Source organism: Micromonospora sp. NPDC005205 (assembly GCF_040608275.1).
In the GTDB taxonomy this organism is placed as follows: Bacteria; Actinomycetota; Actinomycetes; order Mycobacteriales; family Micromonosporaceae; genus Micromonospora.
On the sequence record NZ_JBEXHV010000012.1, the window covers coordinates 205,209 to 226,521 of the forward strand.

The window sequence follows — 21,313 nt, forward strand, 5'->3', positions numbered from 1 at the left end:
GGCTCGGTACCGCTGTCAACGGCCCGGGCGAGGCCGAGGTTCAGGAAGGATACTGCGGGTGGGAACGTCCTGCCGTGGTCGGTAAAACCAGCTCGTCCGTCCGGCCGATGTCGGCGAGCTGGATCGCGTCACCGAAGCGCCCCAGCGCCACCAACGCGGCACCGGTGGCGCCGATCTCCGGGTTGCGCTGATGCGAGACCGGCCGCGGGGCGAGCGCGGTCGCGAAGGCCTGCCGCCACCACACCGAGGCGGCCACCGCACCGCCGCCCAACACCACGCCGACCGGTTTGTCGATTGTGGACTCCAGCACCCCGAGATCCTCGGCGACCAGCTCACACAACCCCTGCATCAGCCCAGCCAGGATGTCGACCGAGGTGGTGCTGAAACTCAGGCCGCGCAGCTCACCACTGCCCGCCGGGGCCAGCCCCGGCGCCCGGTCGCCACCGAAGCGGGGATTCGCCGGCCGGCCACCGCCCGTCGGCACCAGCGCCAGCGCCGCGTCCAGCTCAGCGCCCCGAGGCAACCGCAGCTCCCGGTCCGCCCAGGCGAAGAGGTTGCCCCCGTTGGCGTACGCGGCCCCGGTCACCACGTGCTCGTGGTCGACCCGGTAGCGCCACAACCGTTCGGGCAGGCGCGGCATCGGCTCGCCCGCCGGGATCCGCTGCATCAGCCGTACCGCAGCGGAGGTGCCCACTGTGACGGCGGCCCGGCTCGGGTCGACGCAGCCCGAGCCGACGTTCGACGCCCCACCGTCGCCCACCGGCGGCGACCAGCGGGCCTTCGCCAACTGCGGCCACCGACGAGCCAGGTCGACCCGGAGCCGGCCGTGCCAGTCCAGCTCGCCCAGCGGCGGCAGCTCCGCCGGCCGCGCCTCGGCCAGCGTCAGCGCCTCCTCGTCCCAGCTCATGGTGCGCAGATCCAGCAGACCGGTCCCGGAGGCCTGGGAGATCGACATCGGTGCCGAGTCGAGCAACTCGCCCAGCACGTACTCGGGCAGACCCACGAACCGGGCGATCGGGGTGCCGGACTGCTCACGCAACCAGGGCAACCGCATCGACCAGTACGAACGGTGCCACCAGCAGCCGGTGCGCTGGTGGAAGCCGTCCGGGTCGGCCGGCCCGGCGGTGCGCCCGACCGGGGCGGGCCGGGTGTCCAGCCAGGTGACCACCGGGCCCATGGGGGCGCCGTCGCGGTCCAGCGGGAGCACCGAGTGCCACTGGGCGGAGACCGCCACCAGGCCGACGTCGTGCAGGTGCCCCGATTCGGCCAACTCGTCCAGGCACTCGACCAGGCTGGCCAGATAGTCCCGACCGGACAGCGTGCCGGTGCCGTCGTCGCCGATGGCGAGGTCGACCTTGCGGCGGGCCAGAGCGCCGGGCAGCGGCTGGGTGTCCGCGTCCAGCACCAGCCCGCGTACCGAGGAGGTGCCCAGGTCGAGCGCGAGAATGTTCATCGCCGGTCAAGTTACCCCGTGCCAGCCGGCCGACGGGCGCGTAGGGTGGATCACATGCTCGCGCAGTTGACCGTTTGGTGGCCCGCCGACCCGGCGGCCATCTCCCGCGCGTAGCTCCATCCACGCGGCCGCCATTGAGGCGGTCGCCGGATCTCCCGGCTCAAGGGCCGCCCGACGGCGGCACCCAGCCCGACGGAGACTCCGATGACCCACCTGACCGACCTGCTCGCCGCCGTCGCCAGCGGCGTCGACCCCGGCCCCTTCGCGCTTCTGCGCCGTGAGGGCGCGGACGACCTGGACCTGTTTGCCGGCCCGGTCGACACCGTCGAAGAGCTCACCGACCTTCCGCTGCCGGCGGGCCCGCCCGGGGCGCGGACGCTGGCCCTGGTGCCGTACCGGCAGATCACCGAGCGCGGCTTCGCCTGCGTCGACGACGCCGCCCCGCTGGAGTTCCTCCGGGTCCGCGAGCATCAACGGATCACGCTGACCGACGCCCTCGCCGCGCTGCCCGACGAACCGGTGCGCACCACCGACGCGGGCTTCGACGTCAGCGACGACGAGTACGCGCGGACCGTGCAGCGGGTGCTGTCCGAGGAGATCGGCCGCGGCGAGGGCGCGAACTTCGTCATCCACCGCGCTCTGCACGCCACCGTGCAGGGCCCACCGCTGAGGGCCGCGCTGGCCGCGCTACGCCGGCTGCTGATCGCCGAGCGCGGCGCGTACTGGACGTTCGTGGTGCACACCGGCACCCGGACGCTGGTCGGCGCGAGCCCGGAGCGCCACGTCAGCGTCGACGACGGACTGGTGATGATGAACCCGATCAGCGGTACCTTCCGCTGCCCCGGTGGCGTCGCGGACCGGTCGGCGCTGCTGCGTTTCCTCGCCGACCCGAAGGAGATCGAAGAGCTGTACATGGTGCTCGACGAGGAGCTGAAGATGATGGCCGCCGTCGCCGAGCAGGGTGGGCAGGTGATCGGACCGCACCTGAAGGAGATGTCGCACCTGGCGCACACCGAGTACCTGCTCGCCGGGCGGGGCACCCGCGACGTGCGGGAGGTGCTGCGCGAGACGATGTTCGCCCCCACCGTCACCGGCAGCCCGATCGAGAACGCCTGCCGGGTGATCGCCCGGCACGAGCGCCGGGGCCGGGGCTACTACGGGGGCGTACTGGCACTGCTCGGCCACGACGAGGCCGGCCGGCAGACTCTCGACGCCCCGATCCTGATCCGGACCGCCGAGATCTCCCCCACCGGCCGACTGCGGGTGCCGGTCGGCGCGACCCTGGTCCGACACTCGACGGCGGCCGGCGAGGTGGCCGAGACGCACGCCAAGGCCGCCGGGGTGCTGGCCGCGCTCGGCCTCGGGCCGGCGGCGTCCGTCGGCGACCGCGGGCCGGTCGCGCGGCTGGACGACGACCCTGCGGTACGCGACGCGCTGGCCGCGCGCAACGCACCGCTGGCGCGGTTCTGGCTGGACCAGCGGTCACCGGACGCGCCCGGACTGCCCGGGCTGGTCGGCCGCCGAGCGTTGATCGTGGACGCCGAGGACACCTTCACCAGAATGCTGGCCCACCAACTGAGCGCGTTGGGTCTCGCGGTGACCACCCGCGCCTGGCACGCGAGCGGCCCGGTCGACGACTACGACCTGGTGGTCGTCGGTCCCGGGCCGGGCGACCCGGGCAGCGCGGAAGAGCCGAAGATGCTGGCGCTGCGCACGTTGCTGACCGGGCTGCTGACCACCGGCCGGCCCACCCTCGCGGTCTGCCTCGGCCATCAGGTGCTGGCCGGGTTGCTGGGGCTGGCGCTGCACCGCCGGGACGCGCCCTACCAGGGGTTGCAGCGGGAGGTGTCGGTGTTCGGCCGCAGCCGCCGGGTCGGGTTCTACTCGACGTTCACCGCCCGCTCCGACGCCGACCGGCTGGCCACCGCGTACGGGCCGGTGGAGCTGGCCCGCGACCCGGACGACGGTGCCGTGCACGCCCTGCGGGGCCGCGGCTTCGCCGGGGTGCAGTTCCACGCGGAGTCGGTGCTCAGCCCCGACGGGCTCGCCGTGCTGAGCGAGCTGCTGACCGAACTGCTGCCCGCGTCACGCCCGGACGAGCTGTCCGCGATCGGCGAAGGCGCATAGTCGGCCCGGCCCGGGGGTAGGGCTGGATGGACCGGTGGCGCGGACGGGCCGAGAGCCCCCGCCCGTGCCACCGGTCGCCCTCGTTCGTTCGGTCAGCCGGCCAGGCCCGCCTTCAGCGCGGTCCCCAGCAGCACCGCACGACGGGCGGTGAGCGCGCAGGCCCCGAGCGCCACGGCGTCCGGGGGGATCTCCCCGTTGTTGCTGGTGTGCGAGGCGCCGTACGGGTTGCCGGCGATGAACTGACTGCTGTCGGTGTAGCCGGGGGCGACCACGACTCCACCCCAGTGGTAGAAGACGTTGAACAGCGAGGTCAGGGTCGTTTCCTGCCCGCCGTGCACGGTGCCCGACGAGGTGAATCCGGCATAGACCTTGTTGACCAGCGTGCCTTGGCTCCACAGGGGGCCGGTGGTGTCGATGAACTGCTTCAGCTGCGCGGCGATCATGCCGAATCGGGTCGGCGCGCCGAAGATCGCCACATCGGCCCAGGACAGGTCGTCGATCATCGCCTCGGGCACGTCCTGGGTTTCCAGGCTGTGGGCGTGCCAGCCGGCGTTCGATCTGATTGCCTCGTCCGGCGCCAGCTCGCGCACCTTGCGCAGACGCACCTCGGCACCCGCCTCTCCGGCGGCCTCGCACGCGGCCTGCGCCATCTGGTAGGTGGTGCCGGTGGCGCTGTAGTAGATCACCGCTACCTTGGTCTGGGCAGCCATCAGAGTGTCCCCTTCTCGTCTCGGATCAGCTCCCGCGACTACCCGCTGCGGACGCGCTCTAACGACAGCCACCGGGGCCGCCGGCTACCGGTACGCCGGCTCAAGTTTTCCGCAACTTCCCGGTCGTTCCGGCCCACCGCCACGCCCGGACGACGATCCTGGTGCCATCGGTGCCGGCGGGATCGAGCCGCCGCCCCGCACCGGGCACCTGAACGGGGGATCGCGCTCCGCCGGCAACGGCGCTGGCGTAGCGCGATCAGGGGACGATCACCACTCCCGCGCCCTGCTCCGGGTCAGCGGACCAGGGTCGCCATCAGCCGGTCCAGCTCGGCCGCCGGGTCGACGGTGAGACCGGTGTGCACCGGCCCGGTCTGGATCATCGTGCTGCGCGGCGCGGCCAGCCAGTGGAACCGCTCGCCGAGGCGCATCCGGGTCGCCGGCCCGTCACCGGAGCAGGTCCGGTCCCAAGAGTCGAGCACCGCGGCCACCGCCGGCAGGTCGACGTCGGGCGCCAGCGCGCGCACCCGGTCGGCGTCCAGGTGCGTCCGCGCGGCCAGGAAGTCGCGCTGCTGGCAGTAGAGCAACACCCCGACGTTGATCTGCTCACCGCGCTCGATGCGGGGCACGAGCCGGATCAGCGCGTACTCGAAGGGTTGCCTCATGCCCCGCTCCCCGATGGCAGCCAGTCGGCCGTGCGGGCGATCCGGCGGGACAGGTGATCCAGGTACGCGCCGCGCGCCGCGTCGGCCGTCTCGAAGTCGGCGGCGGTCAACCACTCCCCCGGCACCAAGGCCAGCACCTCGGTAAGCAGCTCCGGGGTGACCTGGGGGGCCAGTTCGGCGTCGGCCTCGGCCAGCCGCGACGCGTACGGCGCCAGCACGTGGTCCTCCGCGCGGTAGGCACGGTGCACGGCGGCCTCGGCGCGCGGCCAGTTGTGGTGGAAGTACAGCGAGGCGCCGTGGTCGATGAGCCACAGCTCCCGGTGCCAGACGAGCAGGTTCGGGTTGCGCCAGCTCCGGTCGACGTTCTCCACGTACGCGTCGAACCAGAGCACCCGGGAGGCCAGCGCCGGGTCGACCGGGTGCGCCAACGGGTCGAAGCCCAACGCCCCGGGCAGGAAGTCCATCCCGAGGTTGGCGCCGCCGCTGCTGCGCAGCAGCTCCTGCACCTCCTGGTCGGGCTCGGCCCGCCCGATCACCGGGTCGACGTCGAGGACCACCAGCGGCGGCACCCGTAACCCCAGCCGGCGCGCCAGCTCACCGCAGATCACCTCGGCGATCAGCGCCTTGGGCCCCTGCCCGGCGCCTCGGAACTTCGCCACGTAGGTGCCCAGGTCGTCGGCCTCCACCACGCCCGGCAGCGACCCACCCTCGCGCAGCGGGGTGACGTAACGGATCGCGGTGACCTGGCGGAGCACGCCGCCCACCCTACTGTGGCCTGGCCGGGACGGGTGGCGGGCCGGCCCAGACCGGCACGCGCGGGTCAGTCGAGCTTGTCGCGCAGCTTGTCGACCTGGGTCTGCAGGCGGTCCACAGCGTTCTCGTTGTTGACGAACGTGCTGATACCCGCGGCCAGACCGAGCCCGATCAGCACGGCCAGGATGCTGAGCACCAGGCCGCCGATCGACACGCCACGACCGGTGACCCCGGGTCGCCGCGCCATCTTGAGGCCGACGATGCCCAGGATGATCCCGATGATGCCGAGCACCAACCCCAGCCAGGCGAGGATCGCCGTCAACACGCTGAACAGTGCGGCCACCCCGAACACCAGGGCGAAGGTCGCCGCGGCGCTCGTCTTCGCGCGGGCGTCCCCCCGATGGCCACGGGACCCGGCCGTCACACCGGCGCCCCGCGCCGGCTCGCTTGCGGCAGTCATGAGATTCCCTTCCGTACGCGCGGCGCGCGTACTTCCGGCGAGCCGCATTCCCCCGACGACCGCCGTTACGCCTCCCACCAGCAGGAGTGTCGGTGCTCGGCCCTAGGCTGGCCGCCCGTCCACGAAAAGGAGCGCAGGATGTCTGTCGACCTCAGCGCGGCCGACGCGCTGGCGCTGCGGATGAGCAGCCTGCTGTTGCGCCCGCACCCGAGCACCCGTCCCGGCACCGTCGCCGAGGTGGTCGAGTGGTTCGGCGCGATGCAGGCACAGGATCTGGCCAGCGGGCTGTGGTCGCTGGGCGCCCGGCTACCCGGTCACGGCGTGGCCGACGTGCAGGCGGCGTTGGAGCGGCGTGAGGCGCTGCGTACCTGGCCGATGCGGGGCACCGTGCACCTCGTTCCGCCCGCCGACGCCCGCTGGATGCTGGAGGTGACGGGCGTACGGTCCCTGGCCGGCGTGGCGACCCGGCGGGAGCAGCTGGGGCTGAGCGAGGCCGACGCGGACCGGGCGGTGGATGTCCTCGGCACCGCGTTGGCCGGCGGCGGTCGACTCACCCGCGCGCAGTGCCTCGCCACCCTGCGGGCGGCCGGCCTGGGCACCGACGGGCAACGTGGCTACCACCTGCTGTGGTATGCGAGCGTGCGCGGCGTGACCTGCGTGGCGCCGAACGTCGGCACCGAGCAGACCTTCGCCCTGCTCGACGAGTGGGCACCCACGTCCCACCGGCTGGAGCGGGACGAGGCGTTGGCAGTGCTCGCCCACCGATACGTTCGCGGGCACGGCCCGGTCACCGACCGCGAGTTCGCCGGGTGGAGCGGCCTCACAGTGACCGACGCCCGGCGCGGCCTGGCCGCCGCCGACGACGCGCTGAGCGCGGTACGCGTCGACGGCACCGCGATGTACGTCGACGCGGCAGTGGCCGACGCGCCACGCACCACGCCGGACGACGTGTTGGCGCTGCCCGGCTTCGACGAGTACCTGCTCGGCTACCGGGACCGCACGTTGATGCTCGACCCCGCCCACCAGGCGGCCGTCGTGCCGGGCAACAACGGCATCTTCCAGGCCACAGTGGTCCGCGCCGGTCGGGTGGTGGGCGTGTGGAAACGCAAGATCGGCCGCACGGCGGTGACCGTGACGATCCAGCCGCTCTCGACGCTCGACGCCGCGGCGCGGGCCCGGGTGGAGCAGGCACTCGGGCGCTACGCGGAATTCCTCGGGCTGCCGGCCCGCTTCGACTGGCTGACCTGACCCGGCGGCGTCACCGCTGCGGCGGCGCCGGGTCGGCCGGTCGTGGGCGGGCGGCGCTGAGCAGGTCGACGATCCGGGCCACCCGGGGGTCATCGCGAATCTGCGCCACGCTGGCCGGCAGCGGCAGCCGCCAGTTCGGATACTCGTCGACAGTGCCCGGCATGTTGGGTTGGCGCACCTCGCCCAGCACGTCGTAGAGGGAGACGCCGAGCAGCCGGGTCGGGCTGGCCGCGAGCGCGGCGTGCATCGCCACCACCACCTCGCCGTCGTCGGGTGCCGCGCTCGCGTCGGGCAGCGCGGTCTCTTGCTCTGCACCCGCGGAGGCGACAGTGTCGGTCGGTGGCCGCGGGATCGGCTCGGGCAGCAGGTTCTCGGCGCGCAGCATGCCCAGCAACCGGTCCCGGTCGGCGGCGGCGCGGGCCCGCTCCACCGCCACGTCGGTGCCGAGCAGCTTCAGCTCGTCGCGCACCCGCACGTGCTCACCGGTCAGGAAGCCCGGCGCGGTGGGCAGGTCGTGGGTGGAGATGGTGGCGAGAGCGTTGCGCGGCCACCGGGCCGGCGGGACGAAGTCACCGGCCTCGTCGCGCGCGAACCACAGCACCGTCGAGCCGAGCATGTTGCGCCCCCGCAACCCTCGGGTCACCGCCGGTTGGACCGTGCCGAGATCCTCACCGACCACCACCGCGCCGGCCCGGTGCGCCTCCAACGCGAGGATGCCCAGCATCGCCTCGGCGTCGTAGCGTACGTAGGTGCCCTCGGCCGCACCGCCGCCCGGCGGCACCCACCACAGCCGCCACAGACCGGCCACGTGGTCGACCCGAAGGCCACCCGCGTGCCGCAGGACGCGGCGCAGCATGTCCCGGTACGCGGCGTACCCGGTGGCGGCGAGGCGGTCCGGGCGCCACGCGGCGAGCCCCCAGTCCTGGCCGAGCTGGTTGAAGTCGTCCGGTGGCGCGCCGACCCGCACGCCCTGGGCCAGCACGTCGGCGAGCTGCCACCCGTCCGCGCCGCCCGGGTCGATGCCGACGGCCAGGTCGTGCACGATACCGACCGGCATCCCCGCCGAGCGGGCCGCCGCCGTGACGGCGTCGAGCTGCTCGTCGCAGAGGTGTTGCAGCCAGGCGTGGAAGGCGACCCGGTCGGCGAGATGCCGACGCTGCTCGGCGACCGCCGGGGCGTCCGGGTGGTGCAGTTCCGCCGGCCAGGCCCGCCAGTCGTTGCCGTGCCGCTCGGCGAGCGCGCACCAGGTGGCGAAGCTGGTCAGCGCCGGGTCCGCGCCAAGGTCAACCGGCTGGGCGTACGGGTGCAGCAACTCCAGCGCGCGCCGCTTGGCGGCCCACACCTCGTCGTAGTCGATCAGGGGCCCCCGGTCGGGGCGCAGCGCGTCGACCACCGCCCGGGTGGCCGGGTCCGCCGCCCGGTACGCGGCGGTGTCGCTGACCCGCAGGTAGAGCGGATTGACGAAGCGTCGACTGGCCGGCGAATACGGTGAGGTGGCCACGGGGTGCGCCGGCCCGACCGCGTGCAGCGGGTTGAGCAGCACCAGCCCCGCCCCGTTGGCACCGGCCCACCCGGTGAACTCGGCGAGATCACCGAGGTCTCCCATGCCCCAGGATTGCTCCGACGTGAGCGCGTAGAGCTGGAGCATCCACCCCCAGCTCGACGGCGGCACCGGCAGCCGACGTGGCACCACCACCAGTGTCACCTCGCGGTCGGCGCAGGCCAGCCGGTGCCAACCCAGCGGCAGGTCGGCCGGCAGCTCGCCGTCGACAGCGCGGCGGCCACCGTCCTCCAGGGTCACCATCCCCGGGCCGGGCAGCGCCCGGCCGCGACCATGGGTGAGCACGACCGTCTCCGGCAGGGCGTTCCGGTCGACCGCACGGGCGGCGGCGAGCGCGTCGGCGATCGCCGACGGACTGGTGGCGTCCACGCCGAGCAGCCCCAGCACACCCACCACTGTCCCCGGTGCGACCTCGACGCGGCGGTGCCGCCAATCCTCGTACCAGGTGGAAACACCGTGCGCGTTGGCCAGCGCGGCCAATCGTCGGTCCATGTGCCCCCCGCTCCACGACGCGACCTACGACCACCCTGCCACGCCCACCCCCACCCCGCAGAACACGCACCCCCACACCCCGCCCCGCCGATCTTGCACTTTCTGTCGCGACACAAGGGGCATTCCACCTGTATCGACAGCCGAAAGTGCAAGATCGGCGGGGCGAGGAGGTCGTCAGTCGGCGAGCGCGCCGGCTGCTCGGCCCTCCTGCAGGGTCAGGTTGCGGCCGTTGGCCGGGTCGAACAGGTGGATCTTCTCCAGGTTGAACCAGACCCGCCGCGTCTGCCCCTCCGCGACCGGGGACTCGGCGGACAACCGGGTCACCAGGTTGCCACCGGCGCCGGCGAAGTCGGCGGCGCCGGCGTCGGCGGCCAACTCCTCCAACTCGGCGGCGGTGGCCTTCTCCCCCTCGACGGTGAAGTAGACGTACTTGTCCGAGCCCATCGACTCGACGATGTCCACAGGCGCCTCGAACTCCATACCCCGCCGGCGGGTGTCGTCGTCGACCAGTTCGGCGTCCTCGAAGTGCTCGGGCCGGATGCCGAGGATCAGCTCGCGGGGCGCGTCGGCCGCCTCCAGCTCGCGGCGGATCCGGTCACCGATCGGCACGGTGCCCAGCGCGGTGTGCAGCCCGCCGTCCTGCACGGCGGCGTGCAGGAAGTTCATCGACGGCGAGCCGATGAAACCGGCCACGAAGAGGTTCTTCGGGTGGTCGTACAGCTCCTGCGGCGGCCCGACCTGCTGCACCGCGCCCCCGCGCATGATCACCACGCGGTCGCCGAGGGTCATCGCCTCGGTCTGGTCGTGGGTGACGTAGACGGTGGTGGTGCCGAGCTGCTTCTGCAGGCGGGACACCACTGTGCGCATCTGCACCCGCAGCTTGGCGTCGAGGTTGGACAGCGGCTCGTCCATCAGGAACGCCTTCGGCTGGCGGACGATCGCCCGGCCCATCGCCACCCGCTGACGCTGGCCACCGGAGAGGTTCGCCGGCTTGCGGTCCAGCAGCGAGGTCAGCTCCAGCACCTTCGCCGCCTCGTCGACCTTGCGGTCGATGGTCTCCTTGTCGAGCTTCGCCAGTCGCAGGGGGAACGCCATGTTCTCCCGCACTGTCATGTTCGGGTACAGCGCGTACGACTGGAACACCATGGCGATGTCCCGGTCCCGGGGGGCCTTGTCGTTGACCCGCTGCCCGGCGATGCGCAGCTCACCGGAGCTGATGTCCTCCAGCCCGGCGATCATGTTGAGGGTGGTGGACTTGCCGCAGCCCGAGGGCCCGACCAGGATCACGAACTCGCCGTCGGCGATCTCCAGGTCGACGTCCTGCACGGCGACGGTCCCGTCCGGGAAGCTCTTGCTCACCTTGTCCAGCACGATGTCAGCCATGACTACCCACCTATCCCTTGACCGCGCCGGAGGTCAGACCGGACACGATGCGACGCTGGAAGAAGAGAACGAACAGGATGATCGGAACGGTGATCACCACGGCGGCGGCACAGATCGCCCCGGTGGGGTCCTCGAACTGCGACGCGCCGGTGAAGAACGACAACGCCGCCGGCACCGTGCGGGACCGCTCGGTCGAGGTCAGCGAGATGGCGAACAGGAAGTCGTTCCAGCAGAAGATGAAGACCAGGATCGCCGTGGTGAACAGCCCGGGCGCGGCCAGTGGCGCGATCACCCGCCGGAACGCCTGCCCCTGGGTGGCGCCGTCCATCTTCGCGGCCTTCTCCAGATCCCACGGGATCTGCTTGAAGAACGCCGACAGCGTGTAGATCGCCAGCGGCAGCGCGAAGGTGATGTACGGCAGGATCAGCCCCAGCCAGGTGTCGAAGATCTTGAGCTGACGCTCGATCTCGAACAGCGGCGACACCAGTGACACCTGCGGGAACATCGCGATCAGCAGGGAGACGCCGACCAGCAGCTTCTTACCGGGGAAGTCCAGCCGGCTGATCGCGTACGCGGCCATCGCGCCGAGCACCACCGCGATCAGCGTGGCGATCAGCGCGATGCCGATCGAGTTGACCAGCGCCCGGACGAACTGGTCGGTGTCGAAGATGGTCCGGTAGTTGTCCAGCGTCCACTCCCGGGGGATGAAGTTCCCGTCGGTGAGGGTTGCCGGCGTCTTGAACGACAGCGACGCGATCCACAGCACCGGGACCAGCGCGAAGACGACCACGAGGACGTCGAGCAGACCCCAGCGCAGCTTTGCCCTGGTAGTGGTTTCGACTGCCATGTCAGCGCCTCTCCCCGTCGTCGCTGCCCGGGGCAGCGGTGCCGAACAGCTTCACGAAGACGAAGGCGATGATCGCCACGGTGATGAAGATCAGCACCGACATCGTCGAGCCGATGCCGAGGTTGAGACCCCGGATCAGGTTGTTGTAGGCGAGCATCGACACCGACGACGTCTCGTTGCCTCCGGCGGTCAACACGAAGATGTTGTCGAAGACCCGGAACGCGTCCAGGGTGCGGAACAGCAACGCGACCAGGATCGCCGGCTTCATCACCGGCAGCATCACCTTGGTGAACTTCTGCCAGGCGGTCGCGCCGTCGGTGGAGGCCGCCTTGAGCAGGTCCTCCGGGACCAGCGCCAGCCCGGCCATCAGCAGCAGCGCCATGAACGGGGTGGTCTTCCAGATCTCCGCCAGCATGATGATCGCCAGGGAGCTGGCCCGCTCGGTGAGCGGCGCGCCGTCGCTGAACAGGTCGGCCAGGTAGCCGGTGCCGGGCGTCCAGGCGTACCGCCAGGAGAACGCGGCGACCACCGTGACGATCCCGTACGGGATCAGCGCCGAGGTCCGGACCAGGCCGCGCCCAACGATGGTGCGGTGCATGATGATCGCCAGGCCCATGCCGAGCACCAGCTCGATGGCGACGGTGACCACCGTGATCAGCATGGTCACCCCGAACGCGGTCCACCAGAACTCGTTGGTGAGCACTGTGACGTAGTTCTCCAGCCCGATGAACTCACGCTGGTCGGGGAAGCGCAGGTCGAAGCGCTGCAACGACAGCCAGACCGAGTAGATGATCGGGTACGCGGTCACCGCGATCATGACCAGCGCGGCCGGCGCGCAGAGCAGCAGACCGAGGCGGCGTTCGGCCTTCTTGTTCTCGCTCAACGGGGGCTTGCGACGGCTGCCGCGTTGCTTCGGTACGGAGGCGGGCCGCTGGGTCTCCTCGGCGGCGACTTCGGCGCCGGTCGGTGTGGCGTTGATACTCACGGCAGGACCCCCTTGGACTGGAGGGCGTCGGCGATGGCGTCGCGCAGCTCATCGGCGGTCTGCTGCGGACGAATGTCGGACGGCGGCGACAGGATCGCCGACATCACTGTGGAGATGCTCTGGTAGGCGGGGGTCAGCGGACGCGTCGCCGGTTCCTTCAGCTCCTCCAGGATGGTGTCCTTCATCGGGTACGCCTCGGTCATCTCCGGGTCGTCGAAGACCGCCTCGATGGTCGGCGGCACACCGTCGTTGATGGCGGAGAACTTCTGGTGCTCGGCGCTGCGGATGCACCGGGCCGCTTCGAAGGACTGCTCCGGGTGCTTGGAGTAGGAGCTGACCGCCAGGTTGACCCCACCGATGGTGACCTTGCTGGGGGTGCCCTCGTCGATGCCCGGGATCCGAGCCCAGCCGACCTGCTTGGCCAGGTCCGGGTTCGCCTCCTGGAGAGCCGGGTAGACGAACGGCCAGTTCACCTGGAACGCGCCCTCGCCGGACTGGAACTCCAGCCGAACCGGGTCCTCGGTGGCGTTGCTGAACGACGGCGAGGTCACGCCCGACGTGGCGAACTTCTTCAGCTGCTCCAACGCCCGGACGGTGCCCTCGTCCATCTCGGCCTTCGTACCGTCGTCGTTGAGGATCTTCCCGCCGGCGCTTTCGGCGAGGGTGTTGTAGAGGACGACCAGACCCTCGTACTGCGCGCCCATGGTGAGCACCTGGTACGGCTTGCCCTGGTCCTTGAGCTGCTGGGCCGCGCTGATCATCTGGTCCCAGGTGGTCGGCGGCTGCGGCACCAGGTCCTTGCGGTACCAGAGCAGCTGGACGTTGGTGTTCTTCGGCGCCGCGTACAACTTGTCCTTGTAGCGGGCGGTGTCCAACGGCCCGGCGAGGGTGCCCTGCTCGACCTCGGCCTTGTCCTGGCCGGTCCACTCGCGGATCCAGTCGGCGCTGGCGAACTCCTGGGTCCAGGTGACGTCCAGCCCGAGCAGATCCATCCCGCTGTCCTCGGCGGCCAGCCGGCGCACCATCTGCACCCGCTGGTCGTCGGCCTGCCGGGGCAGCACCCGGTAGGCGATCTCGTACCGTCCCTGGGCCTGCGCGTTGCAGTCGTCGACGACCTTCTGCAGGTTCTGCTCGGGCGGGTAGTACAGGTTGATCGTCGGTGGGCCACCAGCGTCGTCCGCGCCGCACGCGGCCAGCGGCGCCACGAGTGCCAGCGCGGCGGCCGCCGCGCCCAGCCGTGCTACCGGCCGGCGTCGGTGTCGAGCCGTTTCGGGGTCCGTCATCGCCCTCCCCCTCTCCTCGGCGAAAGACCGGGGAGGGCATCCGTGCCCCGGCGCACGGCGAGCCGATTCCGAGTCGGCGAGCTGCGGAAACACCGGCCCAGATGCTCTGTAGCGGCTACTCTGCCCCACCCGTGAAGCCGCGAAACCTGACTGTTACAGCGGAAGTTCGTCTCGGTATATCGCGAGACCAACTAGCAAGGTAGTATGTGTCGCATGGTAGCGGCGGAGAGCCAGTCCATTGACGACAACGACCGGCAGACCCAACTCCTGCGAGGAGCGCTGGACATGTGCCTGCTGGCGCTGCTGGCACGCGAGCCAGCGCACGGCTACGAGCTGGTTCGGCGCATGGAGACGGCCGGCTTCGGTGCCATCAGCTACGGCACCATCTATCCCCTGCTGACGCGGATGCGCCGCCTCGGCCTTGTCGCTCACGAACAGCAGGTCAGTCCCACCGGCCCGCCGCGAAAGGTCTACGCGCTGACCGCGTCCGGTCGGATCCACCTGGATGCCTGGCAGAAACAGTGGAACCGCTTCACCGACACCGTCGACGCCGTTCTCCGCCCGCTCGACCACAACCCCACGAGGAGTTGACCCATGGACACCATCGACAGCCTTCTGGGCGAAGCCGACCAGGCGTGGCGCGGGTACGGGGTCGGCTCGGCCGATCGGGCGACACTCGCCGCCGACCTGCGCCTCGACCTGCGGGCCGCGGCTGCCGACGGGGGCGATCCCGCGCAGTTGATCGGCGGCGACGTGGCAGGCTTCGCGCGGCGGCTCGCCGATGAGGCTGGCGTCCAGCGGGTGCGCGGCGACTACGGCCGCGTTCTCGGCACCGCGCTGATCGGCGCGGTGCTCGGTGTCGTGCTCGGCTACGGCCTCCTGATGGCGGCCTACCCAGCCTTCGTCCGCATGGTCGACATCCCCCGCTCGATCGACGTACCAGTCCAGCTCGCCGTCGCCGTCTACTACGGCGTACCGGCCGCCGTGGTCGTCACGGGAGCGGTCATCGCGGTGCGGACCCGGCTACGCGACCTGCCCATGATCCGGCGGACGGCTCAGTTGATGAGCGTCCTCATGCCGGTGGCCGGCATCGTCGTCACGCCGATCACCGTCTCCTTCGCCTGGGCCACGGACTACAGCACGGCACCCCCGGTGGTGGTCGCGGAGATCGCCATGGTCCTGGCCGCGCTCGCGGGCGCCACGGCGCTGGCACGCCGCTTGTCACTGCGCGAGGCCCGGACCGCCGCCGTCAGCCCGCACCCTGACGCCACCAGAGTCAGACCCGCTTGACGGTACGAGCAGCGCCAGCCTGGAGTATGACAGGTGTAAGCTGCGCGTATGACAGAGCCTCAGCGCCGCTTCACGATCTCCGTCCCCCCGGACGTGAGTCAGATCCTGGAGAGCCAGGGCAACCGCATGGCCAGTGCCTATGTCACCGAGTCGGTGCGTCGGCGCAAGCGGGTGGAGCAACACAAGGAGTTGTTGCTCGCCGCCGGCATCCACGTCAGCGAGCAGGGTGTGGCCGAGGCGCGGGCCCGTCGCCTGGGCGTGGAGGCTGAGTGGTCCCCGGAGCGGTTCGAGGCGGAGCGCGCCAAGATCCGCGCCGCCATGGAGGCCGAAATGAACGGTGATGACAGCGCGCCCCGCGCCGACGCCGCATGACCTCGGAGACGACGCCACCAGTTCGGCTCATCCTGGACCGGTCGGCCCTGCTGGGGTATGCCGTCCTCCGGACGGTGCACGTGGGCGAGCCCGTCCACGAGGTGATTGAGGACGGGGTGCGGTTCGGGGTGCCGGTGGTGGCAGCGACCGAAGCGTTGACCATGGCGACCGGCAAGGACCTGGCCCTGCTGCACAAGCTGCTGGCCCTGACGTCCTGCGCTCTGCTGCCCGAGCAGGCGGAGGATCTACCCGAGCTGACCTTCTGGCAGCGCAGGACCCGCCGTTTCGACCTGGCCGCAGCCGCCGTGGCGGGCCTGACCCACGACGCCGCGGTGCTGACCAGTGAGGGGCCCGGATACTCCGACGGGGTGCCGCTGATCCACTTTCCGGGATGAACGACGGCGGGCCGGCCGTCAGCGCCGGACTCTCGCCCAGGAAAGGAAGCGCTCGGTCATCCGGGCCGGCGGATGATCCGGGTGGAGTTGGGTGAGCTGGTTCGTCGCCTCGTGCATCAGAGTGCCGAGGTAGATCAACAGCGCGGTCCGGTTGGCCCGGTACTCCGTCAGCAGGGCGAGCTTGGCCGGTTGGCAGGGCCACTCGGTGCCACAGTTGCGGCACCGCCACAGCGGGCGCATGGCGACGTGCGGGACGGGCGGGCGGACCACCATCACCGCCACCGCACCGCGGGCTGTTGGTTCATCGGGGTGAGCACATCGACCTCCTCGGCGCGGGGAAGGGGCCGCTCCCGCAAGGGGGAGACGGGAGCGACCCCGTCGGGCAGAGCCCATCGCCGCCATTGCGGCCACCGGCGGACCCGCCACTGGTGACAGTCTGGTGATGACGCGACTACCGTCGATACGTGCTCGCGCCATCCGTGCAGCTCAGCGGTCCAGGTGAGCACCCATGGGGGACACGCCGAGCCAGACTGAGCGAAGGTTGGGGAATCGATGGGAAGCGTCACCGACTACGTACTGGAGGAGTTGCGCCTGCTCCGGGCGGAAACAGGGCTCAGTCAGGACGACTTCGGCAGGGGCATCGGCTATTCGGGTTCACACGTCAGCTCGGTGGAGACCGGCGGACGACCGCCGACAAAGGAGTACATGAGGGCGGTCGACACCCACCACCAGACCGGCGGACGCTTCCTCCGCATGCTCGACGGGTTGGCCCGGCTCGACGCCGAGCCGGCCTGGCTTCGCGAGTGGATCGAGTTCGAGCGGGAGGCGACCACGCTGCGCTGGTTCGAGTTGGCGTACGTGCCGGGCCTGCTCCAGACCGAGCGGTACGCTCGCGCGACGCTGGCCGGTGGCCGGTTCGACCCCGAGGACGTGGACCGGATCGTCGCCTCCCGGCTGGAGCGCCAGGCGATCCTGCAACGCCCGCGCCCGCCGCAGCTCATCGCCGTGCTGGACGAGGCGGTGCTGCGCCGGCCGGTGCTCGACCAGCCGGGCCTCATGGTCGAGCAGTGCGAGCACCTTGCCCAGTTGGCGGTGGCGGAGCATATCCAGGTGCACATCGTCCCGACGGATGCTGGGATGTATCTGGGGATGGGCGGTCAGTTCATCATCGCCGAGATGCCGGACGGCGAGCGCGTGACCTATGCCGACAACCAGCTCACCGCGCAGATGGTTGACGCGTCGGCCGACGTCGCTAAGCTGGCGAAGACGTGGGAGATCGTGCGGAGCGAGGCGCTCCCCCGCCGGCAGTCAACCGAGCTGATCAAGGAAGTGGCGAAGTCATGGGCATGCTGACCCCACAGTGGCGAAAGTCGACCCGGTCCGGCGGCAACGGCGGAGCTTGCGTCGAGGTCGCCGACAACCTGCCGAGCGTGGTGCTGGTGCGCGACACCAAGGACCGCGACGGCGGCACCCTGCACGTCGACCCAACAGCCTGGAAGGCCTTCATCAAGTACGCCAAACAGCACTAACCCGCCCGAGGTCAAGGCCAAGCCAGGGCCCGGTCGATCATGGAGTTGTGGTGCCTGGTTTGGGACTATTCGGGGACTTTGTCACCCACCACAACTCCTTTATCGACGAGGCGTCGTGCGGGGACTCCCCTCCCAACACGCGCGGGCACCCCTCGGGACCAGGCATGCTGGCACGATGATCGCGCGCTTCAAGGACCTCTGCCTGGACGCCAACGACCCGCTCGCACTGGGTGCCTTCTGGGCTCGGATGCTCGACGGGGACGTGGCCGACGCCGGTGACGACGACACCCGGGTGGACCCCCGCTCGGCGCGCTCACCCGCGGAGTCGATCTGGGTGAACAAGGTGCCGGAGCCCCGGATCGGCAGGACCCGCGTACACCTGGATCTGCGGTTGCCCGGCGCGGACCCGGCGCCGCTGCTCGCGGACGGCGCCCGACTGGTCCGCGAGCCGAACGACGACGGCCGGTGGGTGCTGGCCGACCCGGACGGCAACGAGTTCTGCGCGCTCGCGGCCGACGCCGACAGCCGTCCGGGGCCGTTTCAGCTCGTGGTGGACGCGCTCGACCCGGCCGCCCAGGCGAGCTGGTGGGCCGGCGTGCTCGGCGGCACCACCGAGTACGGGTCGACCGACGCGTTGGTGCTCGGGTCCGCCGGCCTGCCCTGGGACCACTGGGTCTTCGACGGGGTGAGCGAGCCCAAGACGGTCAAGAACCGTATGCACTGGGACGTCGAGCTGGCCGACCCGGAGCCGATGGCGCTGATCGCGGCGGGCGCGACGCTGCTGCGGGAGCCGATCGACGAGGCGCACTGGTGGTGGGTGCTGGCCGACCCCGAGGGCAACGAGTTCTGCGCCTTCGCACCACGCCCCACCGGGTGAACGACCGACTACCGAGCGCGGGCGTCGTCGGCTAGCGTTTTCCTAGCGCCGTAGCTGGCGCGTTCGCCGCCGTCGTCGACACGCCTCCGGCCGACCCATGCCTGCCCGATCGGTTGGTAATCGCGGGAACGTCCCACCGCCGCTCCCCCGTTTCGGCAGGATCGTCCCAACGAGGAGGTGCCGTCGTGCAGGACACCCGCGCTCTCGCCCTGACGTTCGAGGTGAGCGGCCTGCCACCGGTCAAGACCGAAGCGTTGTCCATCTTCGCCGCCGGGCATCGGCAGGCGACGAGGGTCCGCACTCTGCTCCAGGCCGCCCTCGCCGCGGCCCAGCGCACCGGCTGGACGCCGTTGCCCGGGCCGATCGAGGTGGACCTGGTGTTGCGCTGCCCGCCCGGGCACCGTACGTCCGACGCCAGCACCCTTCTCGGCGGCGTCTGCGCGGTGTTGCAGGACAAAAAGCGGGTGTCGAGCATCGGCCTCACCCACCTCGGCGTGCTGGTGGATGTCGCGCTCTACGACGACGACCGGCAGATCCGCCGGCTGTCGTACCACGAGGAGCCGGCTGAGGAGTTCTCGTACCAGGTGCGGGTCGCCGCCGTACCGACAGGGGTTTGACCGACGTCCGCGGTGGGGTATCGCGGACGCCGACGAAGGGAGCACCGATGTCGGAGCCACATGTCACGCTCGACCCCCGCGGGCTCGATCCTGTGCAGCAGAAGCTGCGCGGGCCGCTGGAGGAGCAGCTGACCTCGGCGCTTCAGGCGGCCACCGAGCGGGTCCGCTCCGGCTATGCCGGCGAACCGGTCGAGCAGGTCTGCCAGCGGCTGTTGGAGGAGACCCGCTCCGGGTTGCACCCCGACATCGCTGCCGGCTTCAACCCGGACATGGACGAGTTCTGCCGGGTGGCGGTGGCGATCGTCCGGCGCGAGGCAGGCTGAGCCGCAGCGGCTCTCAGTATCGACTGAGCTGGGCGTACGGGCTGAGCACGATGCGTGGTGACAGCGCCGGGTCCAGCCAGTTGAGCACGTCGACCAGGTGATCGTGGGCGAGGGAGACGCAACCGGCGGTGGGGTTGCCGGCGGTGGTGCTGAACTGGTGCAGGAAGATCCCGCTGCCCGCGTTCGGCACCGGCTTCGGCACGTTCGGCGGCATGTTGTAGGTGATCACCGCGAAGTGCGTGTACGCGGGGACCTCCTTCCACAGTGCCTCGCTGGCCCCACCCGGGTTGGTCGCACTGTGCTGGAAGGTGTTGTAGAGAGCCGACGACGGGTTCTCGTTCCACCAGTCACCGTCGACCAGCCGGTGGTACGGGAACCGCACGCCCGGGTCGGCGGCGATGCCGTACATGGTGGGGCCGATCGAGTAGACGCCTGTCGGCGTGGTCGGCACACCCTCGACGTGGTTGTCACTGAAGCCCTTCGAGCCGATTCGGGCGGGCAACGACGCCGAGGCCGGCTGCCAGGTGCTCCGCACCCGCACGAACGCCTCCAGCGTGGCGTAGGTGGTGGTGTAGCTGCTGGCACCGACGATGATCACCTGCTTCGTCTCCGCCGGCAGCGTGGTCAGTGCGCTGGCCCGGTTCTGGGGCTGCCACTTCGGCAAGGGTCGCTGTGGCGGTGCCGTGGCTGCGCGTGCCCGCAGCGAGCCGCTGGCCGCTAGTGCGGGCGCGGCCGGGGCGAGCACGGCCGGGGCGACCAGACCCGCCGCCGCGCCGAGGAGGAGAGATCTGCGCTTCATGCCGCCATCCTGACAGTCGAACCGGCGCGCGGTCTGCCCCGCTCGCCGGTTTCGCGGGCCGGGTCAGGACCGGGTCCGCAACTACCCGGCCCTGACCCTCGGCCGTCCGGCAGGGAAGCGGACAGCTTCAGCACCCCGCCGCGCGGGCGTGACACGACGCCACGCGCCGGAACGGGGTGAGCCAGCCACTTCGCACTCAGCTCCACGGTGCTCACCCGCCGAACGCCGACGCGCCCCGACACACCCCGAAGGGCCGGGAGCGCCGGACCAGGTTAGGCGCGCTCCGACCGGCCGGACAAGCCGCGTCGGACGACCGGCGGCAGGACTGATCCCACGCTGCAAATCGGGCAGATTCGCGTAACGCGACCATGATCGCCGACGCTGTTGGGCTTCGGTACGGTCAGAAGTGGCGCAGCAGGTCCCGGAACGCGGCGAGCCGCAGCACCCCGCCGTCGGTCGGGTCCAGTTCGTCGTCCTCCAGCACCCAGGTGTTCTCGTTCGGAATGAACACCGCGTTCAACCCGGCGGCCCGCGCCGGCAGGATGTCGGACTTCGGGGAGTTCCCGATCATCCACGCGCCGTCCGGCGCGAAGCCGTGCTCCCGAGTGAGCCACCGGTACGTGTCGACGTTCTTCTCGGCGACGATGTGCGCCGCCCCGAAGTGGTGCAGCAGACCGCAGGCGTCCAGCTTGCGCTGCTGCTCCTCGCGGTCGCCCTTGGTGAGCAGCAGCAACTCGTGCCGGCCGGCCAACTCGTCGAGCGCGTCGGCCACCCCGGGCATCAGCTCCACCTGGTGCTCGACGAGGGCCACCGCCAGCCGGTCGATCTCCTGACGTTCGGAGTCGGTGGCCGGCCGTTCGCGCAGCCGCTCCAGGCACTCCGCCAGGCTGCGCAGGAAGACCTTGCTGCCGTACCCGTGCGCCACCGCGTTGGCCCGCTCGATGTCGTCGAGGACGGCCCGCAGCGCGGCCCGGTCCAGGGTGGGGTGGTCCAGCCAGCCCAGGAAGTCGTCGATCACCCGCTCGAAGACGACGTTGTTCTCCCACAACGTGTCGTCCGCATCGAAGATCAACACCTGCGCCTGTCGTCGCGCCGCCACGTCGACCGTCATGCCATGCCCTCCCCGTGCCACCGCCCGCAAGGCCGA

24 protein-coding genes are annotated in these 21,313 nt (G+C 71.1%); 11 read left to right on the forward strand and 13 right to left on the reverse strand.

Features of this window, described 5'->3' with window-relative positions:
• Window positions 1-40: 40 nt before the first annotated feature.
• Window positions 41-1,453 carry an FGGY family carbohydrate kinase gene (locus ABZU43_RS22270; protein ID WP_355008394.1) on the reverse strand — a complete coding sequence of 471 codons (1,413 nt, stop codon included), beginning with the start codon at window positions 1,451-1,453 and terminating at the stop codon, window positions 41-43.
• Between the two features lie 204 nt (window positions 1,454-1,657).
• Here ABZU43_RS22270 and ABZU43_RS22275 point away from each other — a divergent pair, with 204 nt between their 5' ends.
• The gene (locus tag ABZU43_RS22275; protein WP_355008395.1) at window positions 1,658-3,580 is read left to right on the forward strand and encodes an anthranilate synthase family protein; all 1,923 of its coding nucleotides are present in this window, start codon (window positions 1,658-1,660) and stop codon (window positions 3,578-3,580) included.
• A gap of 92 nt (window positions 3,581-3,672) precedes the next feature.
• Here the strand turns inward: ABZU43_RS22275 and wrbA are convergent, their stop codons facing one another.
• The 4 genes from wrbA to ABZU43_RS22295 form a co-directional block, all read right to left on the reverse strand.
• Window positions 3,673-4,290, reverse strand: coding sequence for an NAD(P)H:quinone oxidoreductase (wrbA, locus tag ABZU43_RS22280; RefSeq protein ID WP_355008396.1), 618 nt, complete (start codon window positions 4,288-4,290; stop codon window positions 3,673-3,675).
• A gap of 293 nt (window positions 4,291-4,583) precedes the next feature.
• Complete coding sequence (locus tag ABZU43_RS22285; RefSeq protein ID WP_091404117.1) at window positions 4,584-4,952, reverse strand: DUF3037 domain-containing protein; 369 nt, start codon at window positions 4,950-4,952, stop codon at window positions 4,584-4,586.
• The gene (locus ABZU43_RS22290) at window positions 4,949-5,707 is read right to left on the reverse strand and encodes a HipA family kinase (RefSeq protein ID WP_355008397.1); all 759 of its coding nucleotides are present in this window, start codon (window positions 5,705-5,707) and stop codon (window positions 4,949-4,951) included. Before ABZU43_RS22290 ends, ABZU43_RS22285 begins: the two co-directional genes overlap by 4 nt.
• Before the next feature lie 65 nt (window positions 5,708-5,772).
• Window positions 5,773-6,165, reverse strand: coding sequence for a hypothetical protein (locus tag ABZU43_RS22295; RefSeq protein WP_355008398.1), 393 nt, complete (start codon window positions 6,163-6,165; stop codon window positions 5,773-5,775).
• 138 nt (window positions 6,166-6,303) lie between these two features.
• On the opposite strand from ABZU43_RS22295, the gene ABZU43_RS22300 reads away from it, so the two are divergent.
• Window positions 6,304-7,413 carry a winged helix DNA-binding domain-containing protein gene (locus ABZU43_RS22300; protein WP_355008399.1) on the forward strand — a complete coding sequence of 370 codons (1,110 nt, stop codon included), beginning with the start codon at window positions 6,304-6,306 and terminating at the stop codon, window positions 7,411-7,413.
• Window positions 7,414-7,423: 10 nt separating this feature from the next.
• On the opposite strand, the gene malQ is transcribed toward ABZU43_RS22300, so the two are convergent.
• From malQ to ABZU43_RS22325, 5 genes are all read right to left on the reverse strand, one after another.
• Window positions 7,424-9,466: a 4-alpha-glucanotransferase gene (malQ, locus tag ABZU43_RS22305; RefSeq protein ID WP_355008400.1), complete on the reverse strand. Its 2,043-nt coding sequence runs from the start codon at window positions 9,464-9,466 to the stop codon at window positions 7,424-7,426.
• A gap of 174 nt (window positions 9,467-9,640) precedes the next feature.
• The gene (gene ugpC / locus ABZU43_RS22310; RefSeq protein WP_355008401.1) at window positions 9,641-10,849 is read right to left on the reverse strand and encodes a sn-glycerol-3-phosphate ABC transporter ATP-binding protein UgpC; all 1,209 of its coding nucleotides are present in this window, start codon (window positions 10,847-10,849) and stop codon (window positions 9,641-9,643) included.
• Window positions 10,850-10,859: 10 nt separating this feature from the next.
• Window positions 10,860-11,696: a carbohydrate ABC transporter permease gene (locus ABZU43_RS22315; RefSeq protein WP_091404101.1), complete on the reverse strand. Its 837-nt coding sequence runs from the start codon at window positions 11,694-11,696 to the stop codon at window positions 10,860-10,862.
• Window position 11,697: 1 nt separating this feature from the next.
• On the reverse strand, window positions 11,698-12,681 hold the full coding sequence (locus ABZU43_RS22320) for a sugar ABC transporter permease (RefSeq protein WP_355008402.1): 984 nt from the start codon (window positions 12,679-12,681) through the stop codon (window positions 11,698-11,700).
• Window positions 12,678-13,964: an ABC transporter substrate-binding protein gene (locus ABZU43_RS22325; RefSeq protein ID WP_355008403.1), complete on the reverse strand. Its 1,287-nt coding sequence runs from the start codon at window positions 13,962-13,964 to the stop codon at window positions 12,678-12,680. Before ABZU43_RS22325 ends, ABZU43_RS22320 begins: the two co-directional genes overlap by 4 nt.
• Window positions 13,965-14,177: 213 nt before the next feature.
• Between ABZU43_RS22325 and ABZU43_RS22330 the strand changes: the two genes are divergently transcribed.
• From ABZU43_RS22330 to ABZU43_RS22345, 4 genes are read left to right on the forward strand one after another with little or no spacing between them, the layout of a single operon-like run.
• Entirely contained in the window at window positions 14,178-14,555 is a 378-nt protein-coding gene (locus tag ABZU43_RS22330; RefSeq protein ID WP_355008404.1) for a PadR family transcriptional regulator, read from the forward strand.
• A gap of 3 nt (window positions 14,556-14,558) precedes the next feature.
• On the forward strand, window positions 14,559-15,254 hold the full coding sequence (locus tag ABZU43_RS22335) for a hypothetical protein (RefSeq protein ID WP_355008405.1): 696 nt from the start codon (window positions 14,559-14,561) through the stop codon (window positions 15,252-15,254).
• A 48-nt stretch (window positions 15,255-15,302) separates the two neighbouring features.
• Entirely contained in the window at window positions 15,303-15,626 is a 324-nt protein-coding gene (locus ABZU43_RS22340; protein WP_355008406.1) for a hypothetical protein, read from the forward strand.
• Window positions 15,623-16,021, forward strand: a complete 399-nt coding sequence (locus ABZU43_RS22345; protein WP_124858603.1) for a hypothetical protein — start codon at window positions 15,623-15,625, stop codon at window positions 16,019-16,021. Before ABZU43_RS22340 ends, ABZU43_RS22345 begins: the two co-directional genes overlap by 4 nt.
• An 18-nt stretch (window positions 16,022-16,039) precedes the next feature.
• Here ABZU43_RS22345 and ABZU43_RS22350 read toward each other — a convergent pair whose 3' ends face one another.
• Window positions 16,040-16,294, reverse strand: coding sequence for a flavin reductase (locus tag ABZU43_RS22350; protein WP_355008407.1), 255 nt, complete (start codon window positions 16,292-16,294; stop codon window positions 16,040-16,042).
• A gap of 279 nt (window positions 16,295-16,573) precedes the next feature.
• Here ABZU43_RS22350 and ABZU43_RS22355 point away from each other — a divergent pair, with 279 nt between their 5' ends.
• The 5 genes from ABZU43_RS22355 to ABZU43_RS22375 all read left to right on the forward strand — a co-directional run bounded on the left by ABZU43_RS22355 (window position 16,574) and on the right by ABZU43_RS22375 (window position 19,367).
• A complete protein-coding gene (locus ABZU43_RS22355) occupies window positions 16,574-17,374 on the forward strand; it encodes a helix-turn-helix transcriptional regulator (protein WP_355008408.1) in 801 nt (266 codons plus the stop codon).
• The gene (locus ABZU43_RS22360) at window positions 17,368-17,550 is read left to right on the forward strand and encodes a DUF397 domain-containing protein (protein WP_355008433.1); all 183 of its coding nucleotides are present in this window, start codon (window positions 17,368-17,370) and stop codon (window positions 17,548-17,550) included. The genes ABZU43_RS22355 and ABZU43_RS22360 overlap by 7 nt, the downstream gene beginning before the upstream one ends.
• Before the next feature lie 175 nt (window positions 17,551-17,725).
• Window positions 17,726-18,427 carry a VOC family protein gene (locus ABZU43_RS22365; RefSeq protein WP_355008409.1) on the forward strand — a complete coding sequence of 234 codons (702 nt, stop codon included), beginning with the start codon at window positions 17,726-17,728 and terminating at the stop codon, window positions 18,425-18,427.
• Window positions 18,428-18,612: 185 nt separating this feature from the next.
• Window positions 18,613-19,044, forward strand: coding sequence for a hypothetical protein (locus tag ABZU43_RS22370; RefSeq protein WP_355008410.1), 432 nt, complete (start codon window positions 18,613-18,615; stop codon window positions 19,042-19,044).
• A gap of 47 nt (window positions 19,045-19,091) precedes the next feature.
• Entirely contained in the window at window positions 19,092-19,367 is a 276-nt protein-coding gene (locus ABZU43_RS22375; RefSeq protein ID WP_210781930.1) for a hypothetical protein, read from the forward strand.
• Between the two features lie 13 nt (window positions 19,368-19,380).
• Here the strand turns inward: ABZU43_RS22375 and ABZU43_RS22380 are convergent, their stop codons facing one another.
• Together ABZU43_RS22380 and ABZU43_RS22385 are read right to left on the reverse strand one after the other, a co-directional pair.
• Window positions 19,381-20,166: a L,D-transpeptidase family protein gene (locus tag ABZU43_RS22380; protein ID WP_355008411.1), complete on the reverse strand. Its 786-nt coding sequence runs from the start codon at window positions 20,164-20,166 to the stop codon at window positions 19,381-19,383.
• Between the two features lie 400 nt (window positions 20,167-20,566).
• The gene (locus ABZU43_RS22385) at window positions 20,567-21,277 is read right to left on the reverse strand and encodes an HAD family hydrolase (protein WP_355008412.1); all 711 of its coding nucleotides are present in this window, start codon (window positions 21,275-21,277) and stop codon (window positions 20,567-20,569) included.
• Window positions 21,278-21,313 lie beyond the last annotated feature (36 nt).

Bases quoted from the DNA above. Each gene is read 5' to 3' on its own strand.
- ABZU43_RS22270 (WP_355008394.1), bottom strand. From the start codon at position 1,453: ATGAACATTCTCGCGCTCGACCTGGGCACCTCCTCGGTACGCGGGCTG.
- ABZU43_RS22275 (WP_355008395.1), top strand. From the start codon at position 1,658: ATGACCCACCTGACCGACCTGCTCGCCGCCGTCGCCAGCGGCGTCGAC.
- wrbA (WP_355008396.1), bottom strand. From the start codon at position 4,290: ATGGCTGCCCAGACCAAGGTAGCGGTGATCTACTACAGCGCCACCGGC.
- ABZU43_RS22285 (WP_091404117.1), bottom strand. From the start codon at position 4,952: ATGAGGCAACCCTTCGAGTACGCGCTGATCCGGCTCGTGCCCCGCATC.
- ABZU43_RS22295 (WP_355008398.1), bottom strand. From the start codon at position 6,165: ATGACTGCCGCAAGCGAGCCGGCGCGGGGCGCCGGTGTGACGGCCGGG.
- ABZU43_RS22300 (WP_355008399.1), top strand. From the start codon at position 6,304: ATGTCTGTCGACCTCAGCGCGGCCGACGCGCTGGCGCTGCGGATGAGC.
- malQ (WP_355008400.1), bottom strand. From the start codon at position 9,466: ATGGACCGACGATTGGCCGCGCTGGCCAACGCGCACGGTGTTTCCACC.
- ugpC (WP_355008401.1), bottom strand. From the start codon at position 10,849: ATGGCTGACATCGTGCTGGACAAGGTGAGCAAGAGCTTCCCGGACGGG.
- ABZU43_RS22315 (WP_091404101.1), bottom strand. From the start codon at position 11,696: ATGGCAGTCGAAACCACTACCAGGGCAAAGCTGCGCTGGGGTCTGCTC.
- ABZU43_RS22325 (WP_355008403.1), bottom strand. From the start codon at position 13,964: ATGACGGACCCCGAAACGGCTCGACACCGACGCCGGCCGGTAGCACGG.
- ABZU43_RS22330 (WP_355008404.1), top strand. From the start codon at position 14,178: ATGGTAGCGGCGGAGAGCCAGTCCATTGACGACAACGACCGGCAGACC.
- ABZU43_RS22335 (WP_355008405.1), top strand. From the start codon at position 14,559: ATGGACACCATCGACAGCCTTCTGGGCGAAGCCGACCAGGCGTGGCGC.
- ABZU43_RS22340 (WP_355008406.1), top strand. From the start codon at position 15,303: ATGACAGAGCCTCAGCGCCGCTTCACGATCTCCGTCCCCCCGGACGTG.
- ABZU43_RS22345 (WP_124858603.1), top strand. From the start codon at position 15,623: ATGACCTCGGAGACGACGCCACCAGTTCGGCTCATCCTGGACCGGTCG.
- ABZU43_RS22350 (WP_355008407.1), bottom strand. From the start codon at position 16,294: ATGGTGGTCCGCCCGCCCGTCCCGCACGTCGCCATGCGCCCGCTGTGG.
- ABZU43_RS22355 (WP_355008408.1), top strand. From the start codon at position 16,574: ATGGGAAGCGTCACCGACTACGTACTGGAGGAGTTGCGCCTGCTCCGG.
- ABZU43_RS22360 (WP_355008433.1), top strand. From the start codon at position 17,368: ATGCTGACCCCACAGTGGCGAAAGTCGACCCGGTCCGGCGGCAACGGC.
- ABZU43_RS22365 (WP_355008409.1), top strand. From the start codon at position 17,726: ATGATCGCGCGCTTCAAGGACCTCTGCCTGGACGCCAACGACCCGCTC.
- ABZU43_RS22375 (WP_210781930.1), top strand. From the start codon at position 19,092: ATGTCGGAGCCACATGTCACGCTCGACCCCCGCGGGCTCGATCCTGTG.
- ABZU43_RS22380 (WP_355008411.1), bottom strand. From the start codon at position 20,166: ATGAAGCGCAGATCTCTCCTCCTCGGCGCGGCGGCGGGTCTGGTCGCC.
- ABZU43_RS22385 (WP_355008412.1), bottom strand. From the start codon at position 21,277: ATGACGGTCGACGTGGCGGCGCGACGACAGGCGCAGGTGTTGATCTTC.